General features: G+C 69.0%; 15 protein-coding genes, 1 pseudogene and 1 riboswitch. Of the genes and pseudogenes, 6 read left to right on the top strand and 10 right to left on the bottom strand.

The features are described 5' to 3' along the window. Window positions 1-399: 399 nt before the first annotated feature. Window positions 400-635 (bottom strand): annotated as a pseudogene (locus B4N89_RS51560) (hypothetical protein). Window positions 636-891: 256 nt separating this feature from the next. Here B4N89_RS51560 and B4N89_RS21970 point away from each other — a divergent pair. Next, complete coding sequence (locus tag B4N89_RS21970) at window positions 892-1536, top strand: exonuclease domain-containing protein (RefSeq protein ID WP_078979528.1); 645 nt, start codon at window positions 892-894, stop codon at window positions 1534-1536. Between the two features lie 99 nt (window positions 1537-1635). Then, on the top strand, window positions 1636-1914 hold the full coding sequence (locus B4N89_RS21965; protein ID WP_078977541.1) for an Lrp/AsnC ligand binding domain-containing protein: 279 nt from the start codon (window positions 1636-1638) through the stop codon (window positions 1912-1914). Between the two features lie 834 nt (window positions 1915-2748). On the opposite strand, the gene B4N89_RS21960 is transcribed toward B4N89_RS21965, so the two are convergent. The 5 genes from B4N89_RS21960 to B4N89_RS21940 all read right to left on the bottom strand — a co-directional run bounded on the left by B4N89_RS21960 (window position 2749) and on the right by B4N89_RS21940 (window position 7896). Beyond that, window positions 2749-4149, bottom strand: a complete 1401-nt coding sequence (locus B4N89_RS21960; protein ID WP_078977540.1) for an aminotransferase class V-fold PLP-dependent enzyme — start codon at window positions 4147-4149, stop codon at window positions 2749-2751. 238 nt (window positions 4150-4387) lie between these two features. Next, window positions 4388-4504: riboswitch (SAM riboswitch) on the bottom strand. Window positions 4505-4654: 150 nt separating this feature from the next. Next, window positions 4655-5737, bottom strand: coding sequence for an anthranilate phosphoribosyltransferase (trpD, locus tag B4N89_RS21955; RefSeq protein WP_078979527.1), 1083 nt, complete (start codon window positions 5735-5737; stop codon window positions 4655-4657). Between the two features lie 85 nt (window positions 5738-5822). After that, a complete protein-coding gene (locus tag B4N89_RS21950) occupies window positions 5823-6236 on the bottom strand; it encodes a response regulator transcription factor (RefSeq protein ID WP_078977539.1) in 414 nt (137 codons plus the stop codon). A gap of 127 nt (window positions 6237-6363) precedes the next feature. Further along, a complete protein-coding gene (locus B4N89_RS21945) occupies window positions 6364-6774 on the bottom strand; it encodes a ribonuclease E inhibitor RraB (RefSeq protein ID WP_078977538.1) in 411 nt (136 codons plus the stop codon). 9 nt (window positions 6775-6783) lie between these two features. Beyond that, window positions 6784-7896: a cytochrome c oxidase assembly protein gene (locus B4N89_RS21940; RefSeq protein WP_235618725.1), complete on the bottom strand. Its 1113-nt coding sequence runs from the start codon at window positions 7894-7896 to the stop codon at window positions 6784-6786. A gap of 75 nt (window positions 7897-7971) precedes the next feature. On the opposite strand from B4N89_RS21940, the gene B4N89_RS21935 reads away from it, so the two are divergent. From B4N89_RS21935 to B4N89_RS21920, 4 genes are read left to right on the top strand one after another with little or no spacing between them, the layout of a single operon-like run. Beyond that, the gene (locus tag B4N89_RS21935) at window positions 7972-8601 is read left to right on the top strand and encodes a cytochrome c oxidase subunit 3 (protein WP_078977536.1); all 630 of its coding nucleotides are present in this window, start codon (window positions 7972-7974) and stop codon (window positions 8599-8601) included. 45 nt (window positions 8602-8646) lie between these two features. Continuing rightward, window positions 8647-9447 carry a c-type cytochrome gene (locus B4N89_RS21930; RefSeq protein WP_078977535.1) on the top strand — a complete coding sequence of 267 codons (801 nt, stop codon included), beginning with the start codon at window positions 8647-8649 and terminating at the stop codon, window positions 9445-9447. Next, window positions 9444-10529: a ubiquinol-cytochrome c reductase iron-sulfur subunit gene (locus tag B4N89_RS21925; protein ID WP_201260881.1), complete on the top strand. Its 1086-nt coding sequence runs from the start codon at window positions 9444-9446 to the stop codon at window positions 10527-10529. The genes B4N89_RS21930 and B4N89_RS21925 overlap by 4 nt, the downstream gene beginning before the upstream one ends. Further along, entirely contained in the window at window positions 10529-12172 is a 1644-nt protein-coding gene (locus B4N89_RS21920) for a cytochrome b (RefSeq protein WP_101897139.1), read from the top strand. The genes B4N89_RS21925 and B4N89_RS21920 overlap by 1 nt, the downstream gene beginning before the upstream one ends. Window positions 12173-12361: 189 nt before the next feature. On the opposite strand, the gene B4N89_RS21915 is transcribed toward B4N89_RS21920, so the two are convergent. The 4 genes from B4N89_RS21915 to ctaD all read right to left on the bottom strand — a co-directional run bounded on the left by B4N89_RS21915 (window position 12362) and on the right by ctaD (window position 17429). Continuing rightward, window positions 12362-13588, bottom strand: coding sequence for a L,D-transpeptidase (locus B4N89_RS21915; RefSeq protein ID WP_078977533.1), 1227 nt, complete (start codon window positions 13586-13588; stop codon window positions 12362-12364). Window positions 13589-13806: 218 nt separating this feature from the next. Then, on the bottom strand, window positions 13807-15096 hold the full coding sequence (locus tag B4N89_RS21910) for a L,D-transpeptidase (protein ID WP_161500782.1): 1290 nt from the start codon (window positions 15094-15096) through the stop codon (window positions 13807-13809). Between the two features lie 219 nt (window positions 15097-15315). Continuing rightward, window positions 15316-15714: a cytochrome c oxidase subunit 4 gene (locus B4N89_RS21905; protein WP_078977531.1), complete on the bottom strand. Its 399-nt coding sequence runs from the start codon at window positions 15712-15714 to the stop codon at window positions 15316-15318. After that, a complete protein-coding gene (ctaD, locus tag B4N89_RS21900; RefSeq protein ID WP_078977530.1) occupies window positions 15711-17429 on the bottom strand; it encodes a cytochrome c oxidase subunit I in 1719 nt (572 codons plus the stop codon). The genes B4N89_RS21905 and ctaD overlap by 4 nt, the downstream gene beginning before the upstream one ends. Window positions 17430-17432 lie beyond the last annotated feature (3 nt).

The following is a 17432-nucleotide window of genomic DNA, read 5'->3' as shown; positions in this document are numbered from 1 at the left end:
GATGCACGGCCCCCTCGGACTCCGCGGACCGTGGCGAACCCGTCGCGGACTCGACGAGCCCGTTGGCCCCGGCCTGCCGACCCGGTTCGACGGGCTGCGCATCGGTCACCGCATCGGTCGCCGCCGCGGTCCCGGACTGCGCGTCGAGGTCGGGCTCGGCGGCCGGCACCGCCTCGGCGGCGTCGGCGGCGTGCGCAGGCGTGACCTCGTCCGCGCGGGTATCCGGTCCGCTCACTGCTCCTCCGGTCCTTCCCGTTCCCTCGAGGCCCCTCCCCGCGTCACCGTTGCCGGGACGCCGACGCCTTGATCATGGCGTGTTCCGCACCGCCGACGGTCGCGCCGGGCCGCCCCGATGCCGAAACGATGCACAGTCCCATTGTCCCCGGCCGGTCTCGGCGCTCAGGTCGCGTCGGGGCGCGCCACCAGTTCGACGGAATCGGTCGCGTTGCACCAGCGGCAGCGCACCGACTCGATCTCGTCCGAGACGATCTCGCGCTCCTCGACCCGGGGGCGCCCGCCAGGTCGAGGTGGGTGAACTCCACGGCCTTGGTGGTCCGCGTCACGTCGAACCGGGTCAGGTTGCCGCACAGCGTGCAACGCCACCGGGTGTCCTCGGTGGGGGCCTGGATCGACATGCGTGTTCCTTTCCTGGTTCGGTCCGCGAAGCCTTACCCGTTCACCGTCGGCCGCGTACACCCCATGATGCCGGGCTGCGAGAGGTACCTGGGCGCGGCCGTGTCGGGCCGGAAACGTACCGTCCGGTACATGAGCAGCACCGCGCACCGGGATTGCCGGTCACGAGGTTCGGCGGGACAGGGCTTGCCGGCGGCCGACCCGCCGCGGCGTTCCCGCCCGCCGGACAGTATCGCCCCGGGCCACGAGTTGCGAACCATGCCCGGATCCCGAGCGATTCGTGACGAGGTGGAGCGACAGGTGTTCACGGTCGTCGATCTGGAGACCACGGGCCTGGATCCGCGGGAGGCCCGAATCACCGAGATCGCCGCCGTCCGGGTGCGTGGGGCGGACCGCCTGGGCGAGTTCGCGACCCTGGTCGCGCCCGGGGTGCCGATCCCGGAATTCATCACCGACCTGACCGGGATATCCGACGACCTGGTGGCCGACGCGCCGCCGCTGCGCCTGGTGCTGCCGGCGTTCACCCACTTCGCCGAGGACGCCATCCTGGTCGCCCACAACGCCCCCTTCGACGTGGGCTTTCTGCGTACCGCGAGCATCGCGTGCGACCACGCCTGGCCCGACTTCCGGGTCGTCGACACCCTCGCCCTGGCCCGCGCGCTGCTGCCCGCCGGGACACTGCCGAACCTGCGGTTGGGCACCCTCGCACGCTACTTCGAGGCGCCCACCGACCCGACCCACCGAGCGTTGGCCGACGCACGCGCGACGGCACACGTGTTGGGCGCGTTCATCGACCGGATGCACGCGAGCGGCCGCCACGAACTGGCCGACCTCCTGGCCCTGGGCCGCCCCCGGCACCGGGCGTCCGCGAGCGCCAAACCACTCCGATCGGGTGACCCGTGACCCGGATTCGAGTACACATGGTCGCGCCGGCGACCCCGCACCGACGGGCGCGCCGACTAAGCTCGGGCACCTTGTCGTCGACAGCCGGAGGACTACCCCGTGATCACCGCGATCGTGCAGGTCAAGACGCGTGTGGACCAGACCCCGGAAATCGCGGAGGCGATCGCCGCGATCGAGGGTGTGAGCGAGGTCTACTCGGTGACCGGTGAGTTCGACCTGATCGCCATGGTGCGCGTACGCGCCCACGACGACCTGGCCGACGTCATCCCCGGCCGCCTCAACAAGGTCCCGGGAGTAGAGGCCACCACCACCCACATCGCCTTCCGCACCTACTCCCAACACGACCTCGAAGCAGCCTTCGCCATCGGCCTCGAATAACCCGAAGCCGGACGAGCCCGAGGCCCGTCCGGCAACCACTCCGGCCTGTACGGACGATCCCCTCAGTCTGTCCGGCGCTTGAGGACGACTGGGCTGGGCCGCAGTCGACGGGAGCGGAGGGCGGGGCGGGGGTCGTGACGGGAGCGGAGGGCGGGGCCCGAGACGCGACGCGAGCCGAGGGTGGGGCCGGGGTCGTGTTGGCGGCGGCGGCTTTTTATTGGGCGCTTCGCGCCGGCTCGCGAGGCACCGCTTTTCTGCTCCCCCGCTTCGCTCCTCCGCAGAAAAGCGGCACCCCGCTCGCGGCTGTGCGCCCCTCCGCTTCGCTCCGGGTCGCCCAGCCCAAAAGACAAGCGGCGGCTCCGCCGCTCTCCGCGCTGCGCGCGTCGATCGCGTGGGCGGCCCGGTTCGCGGGCGCTGACGCGCCTGGGAACAACGAAGCCGGACGGCCCGTGGCCAAATCAGGCCGCACCGCAGTCAACCCCGCTCACCCAACCGCCCCAGCCCGTCCGGCGCTTGAGGACAACCCACCCGGGCCACATCACCCACACCGCAACCGACCCCGCCCGGCCAACCATCCCAGCCCGTCCGGCGCTTGAGGACAACCCACCCGGGCCACATCACCCACACCGCAACCGACCCCGCCCGGCCAACCATCCCAGCCCGTCCGGCGCTTGAGGACAACCCACCCGGGCCACATCACCCACACCGCAACCGACCCCGCCCGGCCAACCGCCCCAGCCCGTCCGGCGTTTGAGGACGGCTCGAACGGGCCTTACGGCGACGGGTGCCTCGAGGCTCACCTGTTCCGCCACCCGTCGAGCCGGCGGCAAAGCCCTATGCCGCGGGCAACGAGCGCTCGCCGCGCGGGTCCGCGTCCGGGACACACCGCCCGCCATCCACCGTGTAGTTCCAGACGGCTCCGCGCTCCACCAACTCCCGCACTGCCGCCGCGAAGCGGTCCAGGTGTTCGACGGGCGTTCCCAGACCGAAGCTGACCCGGATCGCGTTGAGGTTCTGCTGCCCCTCCGGCGCATCCGGCGACCCGCACTCGGTCGGCTGATCGGCCCGCCCGCCCAACAGGTGCCGCACCAGCGGGTGCGCGCAGAACAGCCCGTCCCGCACGCCGATCCCGTACTCCGCCGACAACACCGCCGCGAACCGCGAGCTGTTCCACCCCTCGACCACGAACGAGAGCACGCCCACCCGGGCCGACTCGGGCCCGAACAGCTCCAGCGTCCGCACCTGGGGAATCTCCGCCAACCGCGCCCGCAACCGCGCCAACAACGCCTCTTCGCGCGCGACCAGCGCCGCCGGCCCCGCCTCGGTGATCGCCCGGCACGCGGACGCCAACGCGTAGGCGCCGATCACGTTCGGCGACCCCGCCTCGTGCCGGGCCGCGCCGCTCTGCCACTCGACGTGGTCGCGCGAGACCGCCTTGCTCGCCCCGCCGCCCGCCAGGTACGGCTCCGCCGCGTCCAGCCAGTCCCCGCGCCCGGCCAACACCCCCGAGCCGAACGGCGCGTACAGCTTGTGCGCCGACAGCGCGATCCAGTCCACGTCCAGGTCCGCGACCGACACCGGGTGGTGCGGCGCCAGTTGCGCCGCGTCCAGCACGATCCGCGCCCCGAACCGGTGCGCCACCTCGGCCAGTTCCGCCACCGGGAACAGCTCGCCGGTCACGTTCGAGGCACCGGTCACACACACCAAACGAGGCCCGTCGCCGGAGCCTTCGAGCGCGGCCTCCAGCGCCGCGACCGCCTGCGCCGGCGAGGACGGCGCCGCCAACTGGGTCACCCCGGCATGCCGACGCCACGGCAGCAGCGCCGCGTGGTGCTCGGTCTCGAACACGAACACCCGGGTGCCGCGCGGCAGTACGGAGGCGAGCAGGTTCAGCGAGTCGGTGGTGCCCCGGGTGAACAGCAGCGTGTCGTCGCCCCGCAGCCCGAGGAACTCCGCGACCGTGGCCCGGCTCTGCTCGTACAGATCGGTGGACAACTGCGACAGGTAGCCGGCGCCGCGATGCACGCTGCCGTAGTACGGCAGATAGCCGGCCACGTCGTCCCACACCCGCTGCAGACACGGCGCGCTGGCCCCGTAGTCGAGCGCCGCGTACTCCACCTCGCCCCCGGTGACCAGCGGAACGAGCACATCCCGCCCGACCACGGGCAGCGGGGCGGCGATGGCGACATCGGCGTCGAAGGCGACGGAAGCAGCGGAAGTGGTACCGGCGGTCATGGGAAATCTCCTCGGCAGACGGAGACCGGCTCGCGCAATGCCATGTCGAGAAGTCGACATCTGAGCAGCGCGGAGTGATCCCCGGATGAGATGTGGTCTCGGAAAAGCGACGCGCGACGAATCAGCGCGTACGGAATGGGCCGATCAGCCCGTTTCGAGAAAGAGATTTCACGCCATCACATGCTCCCCAGGTACAGGACCCGGTTCGCATAGGGCAATTGCCTGCCGCCACACCAGGGGTCCGCGCTTGCCGGGACGCCTGACGACGCCCGACCGTGTCATCACCCGGGGCACCCCACCGCGGAGCGAGGGTTGCCGGACAGCAAGCCGGGGCTTTCCACTGTCACTCGTGACCTGCGCAGAATTATTACCGCAGGAATCGCCGCGCGCAACGACCACCCCACCGGTTCCACATGCTGGACACCGCCCGGACGCCCGACGGAGCCCGAACACGACGACGCCGGGCAGGCCGCCCTCGGCCCACCCGGCGTACATCCGCCTCCGGCTACTCCCGCGCGAACGACCGCGTCACGCCCACCCATCGATCGAGCGCCGCCTGCGCCGCCCCCGAGTCGATCGCCTCCGCCGCTCGCTCGATCCCGGCCGCCAACTGCTGCGTCAGCGATCCGTCTCCCGGGCCGAGCGCGGCCAGCGCCGCCGCCGAGTTCAACAACACCGCGTCGCGCACCGCGCCCTTCTCCCCCGCGAGCAGCTTCCGGGCCACCTCCGCGTTGAACGTCGCGTCGCCACCGCGCAGCGTCTCGATCCCGTTCAACGCGATGCCCAGATCACGCGGATCCACCCGGTCCTCGCGCACGGCGCCGTCCCGCACGATCCACACCTGCGACGTGGTGGTCACGGTCAACTCGTCCAACCCGTCGTCACCGCGGAAGACCAGCGCGGTGGCCCCACGATCGGCCAGCACACCGGCCACGATCGGCGCCATCCGCAGATCCGCGACACCGATCGCGTGGTGCCGGACCCGTGCCGGATTGGTCAGCGGACCCAGGAAGTTGAACGTGGTCGGCACGCCCAGCTCGCGCCGCGCCTGCGCCGCGTGCCGCAGCGACGGGTGGAAACGTTGCGCGAAGCACAGCGTGATGCCCGCCTCCCGGGCCGTCCGGGCCACCTGATCCGGGGTCAGGTCCAGCACCACACCGAGCGCTTCGAGCACGTCGGCCGCGCCGCTGGCCGACGACGCCGCCCGGTTGCCGTGCTTGACCACGGTCTCGCCCGCGCCCGCGACCACGATCGCGGACATGGTCGAGATGTTCACCGTGCGGGCGAGGTCGCCGCCGGTGCCGACGATGTCCACCGTGCGGCCGGGCACCTCGATGGTCGACGCGTGTTCGTACATCGCCCGCACCAGGCCCGAGACCTCGTCCACGGTCTCGCCCTTGGCCCGCAGCGCGATCACGAACCCGGCCACCTGCACCGGCGTGGCCTCGCCGGTCATGATGTGGTCCATCGCCCACGCCGTGGCATCCGCCGGCAGGTCGTCACCCCGCATGAGCGAGGCCAGGAGGTCGCGCCAGGAACGGGCCGCCGGGTTGCCGCCGCTCTGGTACGTAGAGGCCGAGGCGCCCATGGTCCGCTCCCGCAGTGTCATCGGATGAGTCGGCGCCAGCGTACCGACCGCGGCCGCCGCTGCCCGACGGTTATCCGCGATGCGGTCAGGCCGGCTGACGTCCCGCGATCCGCCCGCGGATCAGGTCGGCCGCCGCCGAGGCGAGCGTGCGCGGGTCCAGCGGATGCGCGACCACCGCGTCGGCCCGGCACCAGGTGGCCAGCCACGCGTCCTGCGGGCGACCGACCAGGGTGAGTACGGGCGGGCAGTTGTAGATCTCGTCCTTGAGCTGCCGGCACACGCCCATGCCGCCGGCGGGGGCGGTCTCCCCGTCCAGGATCACGAGGTCCACGCCGCCCTTGTCCATCGCCTCGATCACGGCGGGCTCGGTGGCGCACTCCAGGTATTCCACGAACGGTACGTCGACGGCGGGCCTGCGCCCGAGCGCGAGGGTGACCTTCCGACGGGTGTTGCGGTCGTCGCTGTACACAAGGACGGTCATGGTCTCGCCGCGCGTCATGTCCACCTGCCTGAGTCCGGGTACGGGACGACAACTTGGATCCGCCCAGGATGTTAGCGCTTTTCCCGGCGCGAATGTGGGGCTCGTCACGCTCCGATCCCGGCCCGACCACCCGGCTCCGCCCGACTCACCCGCGCGCCAGCACCTCGTAGCCCTCGGCGTCCCCGCCCAACCGCTGCGCCAGCCCCGCCATGCGGGTGCGTTCGCGGGCCGGTTCGAGGCCGGTGAGCACCTGCTGCCGCGCGATCCGCACCCGCAGCGGCCGCTCGTCGGCCGCCACGACCGTGACCGCCCACCCGTCCGCTGCCAGGATCCGGGTCGCCTCCGCGACCGCGTCGTGATCCGGCAGGGTCACCAGGTGCCGCATCACGAACGGACCGGTCTCCACCGCCACTCCGGCCGCCCGCATCTCCGCGACCACCGCCGAGTCGGCACGCGCCGGATCGAAGCAGGAGCCGACCACGACCAGCGTGCCGTCGTCGACGAGCGCGGGCACCGGCTCGGCACGCCGCCGGCGGAGGAACCGTTCGAGGATCATGTCGCGACGCTACTCGGCCGCGCCCGCCGGCCTCGGCTCGACCCCGCGGGCCACCCGGACGGCCGAATCGCCGTCCTCCGTTCGGGCAGAGTCACCCGCAAGAGTGCTCTTCGCGACGGATTTTCCGGCGCCCTCGGCGCCCTCGGCGCCTTCGCCGCCCGCCGCCGCCTCACGCGCCAACCGCTCCTCCCGGGCCTTGCGCCCGGCCTCGATCAGTTCGAGTCGATCGAGCCGCCGGTCCTCGCGCACCGCCTCGCGTTCGGACGCCTTGGCCCACTGCACGAACAACACGAGGAAGACGAGCAGTCCGATGATGTCGCCGCTGCCCCACAGGATCCCGCCGGCGGTGCCCTGGTCGGACAGCGGACTCGCGCCCCAGTCGCGACCGAGGTCGTTGTACCAGTCACCGGCCAGCACGGTGGACGAACTCATGATCGCGATGCCCAGCCAGGCATGGAACGGCAGTGTCGCGAAGACCGCCAGCAACCGCATCGGATGACTCGCGCGCGGCATCGGGTCGAGCCCGAGCAGTGGCCAGAACCACATGCAGCCGATGATCACGAAGTGCACGTGATTCATGTCGTGCATGAACGTGTTCCGCAGCGTCAGCTCGTACCAGGGCGTGAAGTACAGCGCGAACGGATTGAGCACGAAGACGAAGCCGGCGAAGGCCGGGAAGGTGACCACCTTCGAGAATCTGCTGTGCAGGAGGGCGTTGAGCCGATTACGCCACTTGGTCGGCAGGGTGCGCAATGCGAGGGTGATCGGCGCGCCCAGCGCCAGGAAGATCGGCGTGATCATCGCCAGCACCATGTGCTGCACCATGTGCACGCTCAACAACACGGTGTCGTAGGCGGCCAGCGCCGACTCGGTCGCGATCAGGAACGTGCCGAGACCCAACCCCAGGAACGAGAAGGTGCGCCACCGCGACCACGCGTCCCCACGGGCCCTGAGCTTGTGCACCCCGTACAGATAGAGCCCGCCGAACACCATCGCGACCAGGATCGGGATCGGCTCGAACACCCACCCGGTCAGGAGCCGAATGGGGGTCAGTTCGGGCGGGACGTTCCCTGGGGTCGCGTGTGCCAGGAACATCCCGGCATCGCCTGCGGAGCCACTCACGGAACCAGAGCCTAACCCCGACACGTTCAACGAGGGTTACCCCCCGAAGTGTGGGCAGATCCGGCGACCGCAATAATGGCCGCCGTGGCGACAGCAACTTCACTAGAAACCGGGCCCCCCTCACACGGGACACACGGGACACTCAACCGTCCCAACTTGGTCAGCATCGGCACGATCGTCTGGTTGGCGTCGGAGCTGATGTTCTTCGCGGCCTTGTTCGCGATGTATTTCACCATCCGGTCGGTCACCGGCTCGGACGCCTGGCGCGAGCACGCCGGTGAGCTGAACATCCCGTTCTCGACGGGCAACACGACGATCCTCGTGCTGTCCTCGCTCACCTGTCAGCTCGGCGTCTTCGCGGCCGAACGCGGTGACGTCAAGAAGCTCCGCATGTGGTTCATCATCACCTTCATCATGGGCGCCGTCTTCGTCGGCGGTCAGGTGATGGAGTACACGGAGCTGGTCAAGGAGGGCACGACTCTTTCGTCGTCGGCTTACGGTTCGGTCTTCTACCTGACCACCGGCTTCCACGGCATGCACGTGACGGGCGGTCTGATCGCCTTCCTGTTGGTCCTCGGACGCACCTACGCGGCCCGACGGTTCACGCACGAGCAGGCCACGGCCGCAATCGTCGTCTCGTACTACTGGCACTTCGTCGACGTGGTCTGGATCGGTCTGTTCTTCACGATCTACGTCATCAGGTAGACGTCCGACACTTCCTACGCAGACGACATTGGACCGGGGTTATCCGTGAAAAAGCTCTCCGCGCGGCGACGCCACCCCTTGGCGGCGATCGTCGTACTCATTTTTGCGCTCGCGGCCACGGGGGGGCTGTACGCCGCGTTCGCGCCCGCCAAGAAGGCGGAGGCCGACGACTCTGCCTCCATCGCGGTCGAAGCGGGCAAGAAGCTCTACCTGAGCGGATGTTCGACCTGCCACGGGCTCGACGCCCAGGGCTCCTCGGACGGTCCCCCTCTGGTCGGCGTCGGCGCGGCCGCCGTCGACTTCCAGGTGTCGACCGGCCGGATGCCCCTCCAGCAGCCCGGCGCCCAGGCGCCGCGCAAGCCCGAGGTCTACACCCCGGCGCAGATCGAGCAGCTCTCCGCGTACGTGGCCTCCCTCGGCGTCGGCCCCAAGATCCCGACGGCGAACATGTACGCCCCCGACGGCGACATCGTCAACGGCGCCGAGCTGTTCCGCACGAACTGCTCGCAGTGCCACAACTTCTCCGGTGAGGGCGGCGCCCTGACCCAGGGCAAGTTCGCACCGCCGCTGAAGAACGTGGACCCGAAGCACATCTACGAGGCCATGCTCACCGGCCCGCAGAACATGCCTTCGTTCCCGGACAGCACGATGCCCGAGCAGCAGAAGAAGGACATCGTCACCTACGTGCGTGAGACGACGCACAAGGAGCCGAACCCCGGCGGTCTCGGTCTCGGCCGCCTCGGCCCGGTCTCCGAGGGCCTCTTCGGCTGGATCATCGCGCTCGGCCTGCTGATCGGCTGTGCGATCTGGATTGCCGCCCGGACCCCCAAGGCCAGGACCAAATGAGTAGCCAGGACAAATCCGAAGTGCCCGAAGAGCACCTGCCCGAGGTTCCCGCCTCGGCACATGTTCCGGCGGAAAGCGACCCGTTCGCCGACCCCGGCCTGCCGGCCCACGAGCCGCGCCGTACCGACATCGACGAGAAGGCGGCCAATCGCGCCGAGCGTCAGGTCGCGTTCCTCTTCGTGATCTCGATGCTGGCCACGATCGGCTTCATCTGGTCGTACGTCGGCATCGACAAAGACCGCATCATCGACATCTTCTTCTTCGGGAAGATCGGTGCCCAGAACGCCGCCCTCGGCGGCACCCTCGGCATCGCGCTGTTCTGCATCGGCGCCGGCGCGATCCACTGGGCGCGCACGCTGATGACGGACGAGGAGATCGTCCAGGAGCGCCACGAGTTCACCTCGGACCCGGAGACCCGCGAGTACGCGATCCGCGAGTTCACCCAGGGCGCCTCCGACTCGGTGATCGGCCGTCGGCCGCTGATCCGGCGCACGATGATCGGCGCGATGGCCCTGGTGCCGCTGTCCGGCGTCGTGCTGCTGCGCGACCTCGGCCCGATGCCCGGCACCAAGCTCCGGCACACCGAGTGGAAGCCGGGCAAGGAGCTGATCAACGAGGCGACCGGCCTGCCGATCAAGCCGGACGACATCGTCAAGGGCTCGCTCACCATGGCGCTGCCCGAGGGTCTGGTCGAGAAGTACGGCCCGGCCGGTCAGAAGGAGGAGCTCTCGCACGGCTGGCTGGAGAAGGCGGGCATGTCCGCGATCCTGCTGGTCCGGCTGGAGCCGAAGGACGTCAAGTCCAAGAAGGAACTGGCGTGGGGCCACGAGGGCATCGTGGCGTACTCGAAGATCTGCACCCACGTGGGTTGCCCGATCGGCCTGTACGAGCAGCAGACGCACCACCTGCTGTGCCCGTGCCACCAGTCCACCTTCGACCTGGCGGACGACGGCAAGGTCGTATTCGGCCCGGCCGCTCGCTCGCTGCCGCAGTTGAAGATCCATGTGAACGAGGCGGGTAACCTCGCCGCGTCGCAGGACTTCGCGGAACCGGTCGGCGCGAGCTTCTGGGAGCGTGGCTGATGTCGAGCGAACAACCCAAGGGCGGGGCCGACAAGAGCACCCCGATCCCGGACAACGCGGCCGTTCGCGCGGCCGACGCGCTGGACAGCCGGCTGGGCATCTACGGCGCGGCGAAGAAGAACCTGCGCAAGGTCTTTCCGGACCACTGGTCCTTCATGCTCGGTGAAGTGGCGCTGTACAGCTTCATCGTGCTGCTGCTGACCGGCGTGTTCCTCACGCTGTTCTTCAAGCCGAGCATGCAGGAGGTCGTCTACGACGGCTCCTACGTACCGCTGCAGGGCATCCACATGTCGCAGGCGTACGCCTCGACGCTGGACATCAGCTTCGACATCCGCGGTGGTCTGGCGATGCGTCAGATCCACCACTGGGCGGCGCTGATCTTCGTGTCGTCGCTGTTCGTGCACATGTTCCGGATCTTCTTCACCGGGGCGTTCCGCAAGCCGCGCGAAATAAACTGGCTGTTCGGCTTCCTGCTGCTCGTGCTGGCCATGGTCAACGGCTTCACCGGCTACTCGCTGCCCGACGACCTGCTCTCCGGTACCGGTCTGCGCATCGCCGAGGGCGTCGTCCTGGCGATCCCGCTGGTCGGCACCTACGTGCAGTTCTTCCTGTTCGGTGGGGAGTTCCCGGGCGAGGACATCGTCCCGCGCCTGTTCACCATCCACGTGCTGCTGATCCCGGCGATCATGGTCGGTCTGGTGACCGTCCACCTGATCCTGGTCTTCTACCAGAAGCACACCCAGTTCCCCGGTCCGGGCAAGACCGAGAAGAACGTCGTGGGCCTGCCGCTGCTGCCGGTCTACGCGGCCAAGGCCGGTGGCTTCTTCTTCATCGTGTTCGGTATCACCGCCGCGCTCGGCGGCCTGGTGCAGATCAACCCGATCTGGTCCTACGGTCCATACAACCCCGGACAGATCACGGCGGGCTCCCAACCCGACTGGTACATCGGATTCCTCGAGGGATCCCTGCGCCTGATGCCGAACTGGGAGTGGAACATCTGGGGCCACACGTTCAGCTTCAACGTGCTGATCCCGTCCCTGATCCTGCCCGGTGTGCTGTTCACGTTCATGGCGATGTACCCGTGGATCGAAGGCTGGATCACCGGCGACAAGCGTGAGCACCACCTCCTGGACCGCCCGCGCAACATGCCGGTGCGCACCGGCCTGGGTGTCGCCTGGATCACCTGCTACGGCGTGTTGTGGGTCTGCGGTGGCAACGACATCATCGCGACGCACTTCCACATGTCGATCAACGCGATCACCTGGATCGGCCGCGTCGCGTTCTTCGTCGCCCCGGTGCTGGCCTACCTGGCCACGGTGCGGATCTGCAAGGGTCTGCAGCGCCGGGACCGGGACAAGGTCCTGCACGGTCGCGAGACCGGTGTGATCAAGAAGCTCCCGCACGGCGAGTTCATCGAGATCCACGAACCGCTGGAGCCGGGGATGCGGCACACGCTCACCGCGCACGAGCAGCCGAAGCCGTACGAGTTGGACGCGGCCGAGGACGAGAACGGCGTGGCCCGCAAGGTCAAGCGTTCGGACAAGCTGCGGTCGCGGATGTCGCACTGGTACTTCGCCGAGCCGATCGAGAAGCCGACGGCGGAGGAGTACAAGGAGCTGACCAGCGGACACGGTCACCACTGACGCGACCGGGGCCGGGCTGCTGACGCCACATCGGCACGACCCGTAGGACGCGCAGGAACGACGAAGGGCCCCACCGGGGACATCCGGTGGGGCCCTTCGTCGTTCGGCCCGCAGCCGGCCGCTCAGGGCCCTTCGCGGCCGACCGCGGGCCGACGCGGCCCCGGTGATCGCGGCGGGGCGACATCGACCTCACAGCGGCCGGGTCGTCCCCGCTCCCGCGACGCTCCTGGCCAGCCAGTCCGGCCAGGCCAGGTTCCACTCGCCATAGCCGTTGCCGATCGGCTCCATCGCCTTGGGATCACCCGTGTTCACCACGGTGACCACGTCGCCGAGCTTGACCTGGTCGTAGAACCACTTGGCGTTGTCGGTGCTCATCCCCACGCAGCCGTGGCTCACGTTGGCGCTGCCCTGCGAGTCCACCGACCACGGCGCGGCGTGCACGAACTCGCCGCTCCAGGTCACCCGGGTGGCCCACTCCACGTCGAGCCGGTAGCCGTCGCCGCTGTCCGCCGAGATGCCGACCGTGGTGCCGTCCATCAGCACGTGCGGCGCCTTGCCGAGCACGACCTTGGTGCCCGAGCGGGTGGTGAAGCCGGGTTTGCCGGTGGTCACCGGGACGGTCCTGAGATCGGTGCCGTTGCGCCTGACCGTCATCGTGTGCGCCCCGGAGTCCACCGTGGCGATCACCGAGTCGCCGACGGCGAAGCCGACCCGTCCGCCGGGACCGCCGTACACACCGTGCCCGAAGTCGACCCCGAGCAGACTGGTGAGCACCGCCACCTTCGTGCCGACCGGCCAGTACGCCCGGGGCCGGTAGCGCACCGTCTCGTCGTCCACCCAGCCCCAGGCGCCCTCGACCGGCTCGGAGGTGGACACCTCCAGATGCCGCTCCACCTCGGCGCGCTGCGCGGGATCGGTGACCGGTCTGTGGAAGGTGACGGTGATCGGCATGCCGACGCCCACCGTCGAATCGGCGTCGGGTGCCACCGTGTCCACCGTCAACTCGGCGTCCCGGGCGATCGTGGTGAAGTCCTCGGTACGCGTCGTGGTGTGCCCGAAGGCGTCCACCGCGGACGCGGTGAGCGTGTACCTGGTGGCGTAGCCCAGCGGCTCGGAGTTGGACCAGGTCGCGTCGCCCGGCGCGTTGCCCCCGGGCACCGCCCTGCCGTCGGGGCCGACCAGGTTCACCGCGTACAGCCGGCCGTCGCGCACGCTGACCACGATGGGCCGGCCCGGCTGCGCGGGTCGATCCGGCCGGACGTCCACCGCCACCCGGGCGACGCTCCCGTCGGGGCGTGGGTTGTCGGCGTCGCGGTGCTTGTCCCATGTCCCGCAGCCGGCGACGAACACCAGGGGCAGTGCCGACACGAGGGCCGCGCAGAGCCACCGGGGGCGAACAGCTCCATTCCGCATCATGCGAGACCTCCAGCCGTGCGGGGCGAGCGCGGAGCACGCGCGTGTTGCCGCAGCGAGAGTGGCCGGGATGGTCCCGATTCATTCGGATAATCAGACAAACCGCCCGATCGCATGATCCCGACCATCGGTCGGATCGCGCGATCGGGCGGTTCGCCCTACCGTGTCGAGCCCGGTCACGGGCCCCGTCTGCTGTCGTTCCGCGCCTCGGGAGCCGCGCCCTACGCGGCCGGAGCGGCGGGAGCCGCCGTCGAACCGCTGTCGCCGAGCGCGCTGCCCTTGAGCCAGGTCGCCCAGTCCACGCTCCAGCCGCCGAGTCCGTTGCCGGCCTTGACGATCTTGTCGGTGCTGTTCACGACCTCCACGGGGTCACCCTGGATGACCATGTCGTAGAAGGTCTTGGCATTGGTGGCGCTGAGTCCGATACAGCCGTGGCTGTCGTTTTGCCGACCGAACTTGCCCTCGTTCCAGGGCGCGCCGTGCGCGTACGTGCCGGAGGTGGTCAGGTGCACCGCGTGCCGGACGTTCTTCATGTTGTAGGCATCGCCGAGACCGACCGTCTCCGAGTCCATGTTGATGCCGTCCTCCTTGTCGAGCACGACCATCGTGCCGCCCCAGGTGGGGTAGCTGGGGCCGCCGGCGGAGATCGGCAGGTCCTCCACCTCGACGCCGTCCTTCTTCAGCGACATGTGCTTGGACTTCAGGTCCGCCGTGGCCACCAGCGAGCGGCCGATGGTGAACTTGATGTCCTTGGTCTGCTTGCCGTAGACGCCCGGCGCCGCCTTGGCACCGGTCAGGTTGGCCTTGAGGTTGACCTTCGTACCGCTCGCCCAGTACTTCTCCGGGCGGTAGTCGATCCGGTCGTTGCCATCGAGGTCCTTGAGCCAGGACCACGAGCCCTGCACGGCGGGCTCGCTGACCACCTTGAGGTTGCGCTCGATCGCGGCCTTGTCCTTGATCGGCGCGTTGAACTTCAGCGAGATGATGGCGCCGACGCCCCAGGTGCTGTCGGGGGCGACGTTGAAGTCGGCCACGAAGGTGTTGTCGGCGGACTTGGTGTTGAACTTGCTCTGCGCGGTGACCTCGGCGCCGTCCGCGTTGGCGGCCTTGGCGGCCACCGTGTAGGCGCCGCCGTTGGCCAGCGGGGCGGTCGGCTTCCAGCCGGCGCCGTCGGGGCTCAGCTGCCCGTCCACGGCCTTGCCCTTGGCGTCGGTCACCACCACCGACGTGAGCTTGCCCCCGGTCGCGTCGACCTTGAGCACACCGTCGGTCTCCACGCTCTTGGTGCCGTCGGCGGGAGTGATCGCGATCGTCGCCGGACCGGCCGCGACCTTCTTGTTCGTGCCGCCCCCCGTGCCGCCGGAAGTACCTCCGGAGCCGCCGGGTTCGGACTTGCCGCCGTCGGACGAGCAGCCTGCGATGAATATGAGCGGCGCCACCATGAGTCCCGCGAAGAGGCGTATGCCGCCGCCCGCTGCCCCCGTGCGCGATGCTCCGTGTATCCGGGGCACGCGTGTTCCTCCCTCGTCCTGGTACTCCCTTGCGCCCATTTGACGCATCGACCCCCCGTCGAGGTTGCTACAACCGGCGAACAGTCACACATCGGTGACATTCGAGGGTGTCGGAGTCCCTTGTAGATATCACACAAGGCCGATCACCCTTTCGGATGATCGGCCTTGTGGCGAAACCGTATTGCGTTGGTTGCGAACCGGTGGCCCGCGGCGGCGGTCCTAGTAGCGCTGGTCGGCGCCCCGGTAGAACTCGAAGACCCAGCCGAAGACGCCGATCGCGACGATCGGCGCGGCGAACATCGCCAGCCACCAACCGAAGATGACGCCCAGGAACAGCAGCGCCGAGCCGAGCGCGAGCATCAGCGGCTGCCAGCTGTGCGGGGCGAAGAAGCCCAACTCGCCGGCGTCGTCGGCGATCTCGCCCTCTTCGTTGTCCTGCGCGAGCAGGTCCATCCGCCGGGCGGTGAAGATCAGGTAGAACCCGATCATCAGCGCGAGGCCGAAGGTCAGCGACAGCGCGGTGGTACCGGTCGGGTCCTCGGAGAGCACCCAGTAGACGATCGTCACGGGCAGCAGGAACACGGCCAGGACGGCGAACAGGACACCGTTGAACTTCACTTCTCGGCTCCCTTCGCCAGCTCGGGCGATGCCTCGGAACGCTCGTCGGTGAGGTACTCCAGCGCGGCGATCTCCGGGTGGTGGAGGTCGAACGCGGGCGCCTCGGAACGGATCCGCGGAATGCTCGTGAAGTTGTGCCGCGGCGGCGGGCAGGAGGTCGCCCACTCCAGCGAACGGCCGTAGCCCCACGGGTCGTCCACGGTGATCTTCTTGCCGTACTTGTGCGTCTTCCAGATGTTGTAGAAGAACGGCAGGATCGACAGACCCAGCAGGAACGAGCCCAGGGTCGAGATCGTGTTCAGCGTGGTGAAGCCGTCCGCGTCCAGGTAGTCCGCGTACCGGCGGGCCATGCCCTCGGCACCCAGCCAGTGCTGTACCAGGAACGTGGTGTGGAAGCCGATGAACAGCGTCCAGAAGGTGATCTTGCCCAGCCGCTCGTCGAGCATCTTGCCGGTGAACTTGGGCCACCAGAAGTGGAAGCCCGCGAACATCGCGAACACCACGGTGCCGAACACCACGTAGTGGAAGTGCGCCACCACGAAGTAGGTGTCGGAGACGTGGAAGTCCAGCGGCGGCGAGGCGAGGATGACGCCGGTGAGGCCACCGAAGGCGAAGGTGACCAGGAAGCCGACGGTCCACAACATCGGTGTCTCGAAGGACAACGAGCCGCGCCACATGGTGCCGATCCAGTTGAAGAACTTCACGCCGGTCGGTACGGCGATCAGGAACGTCATGAAGGAGAAGAACGGCAGCATGACCGCGCCGGTCGGGAACATGTGGTGCGCCCACACGGTGACCGACAGGCCCGCGATCGAGATGGTCGCGGCGATCAGGCTCTTGTAACCGAACATCGGCTTGCGCGCGAAGACCGGGATGATCTCCGAGACGATGCCGAAGAACGGCAGGGCGATGATGTACACCTCGGGATGGCCGAAGAACCAGAAGAGGTGCTGCCACAGGATCGGTCCGCCGTTGGCCGGATCGAAGACGTGTGTGCCGAACTTGCGGTCGGCCTCCAGCGCGAACAGCGCGGCGGCGAGCACCGGGAACGCCATCAGGACCAGCACCGAGGTCAGCAGGACGTTCCAGCAGAAGATCGACATGCGGAACATCGTCAGACCGGGCGCGCGCATGCAGATGATCGTGGTGATGAAGTTGACGGCACCGAGGATGGTGCCGAAGCCCGACATCGCCAGACCCATGATCCACATGTCGCCGCCGATGCCCGGCGACCGCACCGCGTCGGACAGCGGCGCGTACGCGAACCACCCGAAGTCGGCGGCACCCTGCGGGGTGATGAAGCCGGCCACCGCGATGATCGAGCCGAACAGGTACAGCCAGTAGGCGAACATGTTCAGGCGCGGGAACGCCACGTCGGGGGCGCCGATCTGCAGCGGCATGATCCAGTTCGTGAAGCCGGCGAACAGCGGCGTCGCGAACATCAGCAGCATGATCGTGCCGTGCATCGTGAACGACTGGTTGAACTGCTCGTTCGACATGAACTGCGTGCCGGGGCGAGCCAGCTCCGCGCGCATGAGCAGCGCGAGCACACCACCGATGCAGAAGAAGACGAAGGAGGTGATCAGGTACATCGACCCGATCGTCTTGTGGTCAGTGGTCGTCATCCACTTGACGACGATGTTCCCGGGCTGCTTCCGGCGGATCGGGGGTGGCCCGTCCGGGGCCACGGTCTGTGGCTCACTGAGGATTGTCACTCG

Origin of the sequence: Embleya scabrispora, assembly GCF_002024165.1 — a bacterium.
GTDB lineage: Bacteria > Actinomycetota > Actinomycetes > Streptomycetales > Streptomycetaceae > Embleya > Embleya scabrispora_A.
This window is presented reverse-complemented; position numbering and strand designations above follow the sequence as displayed.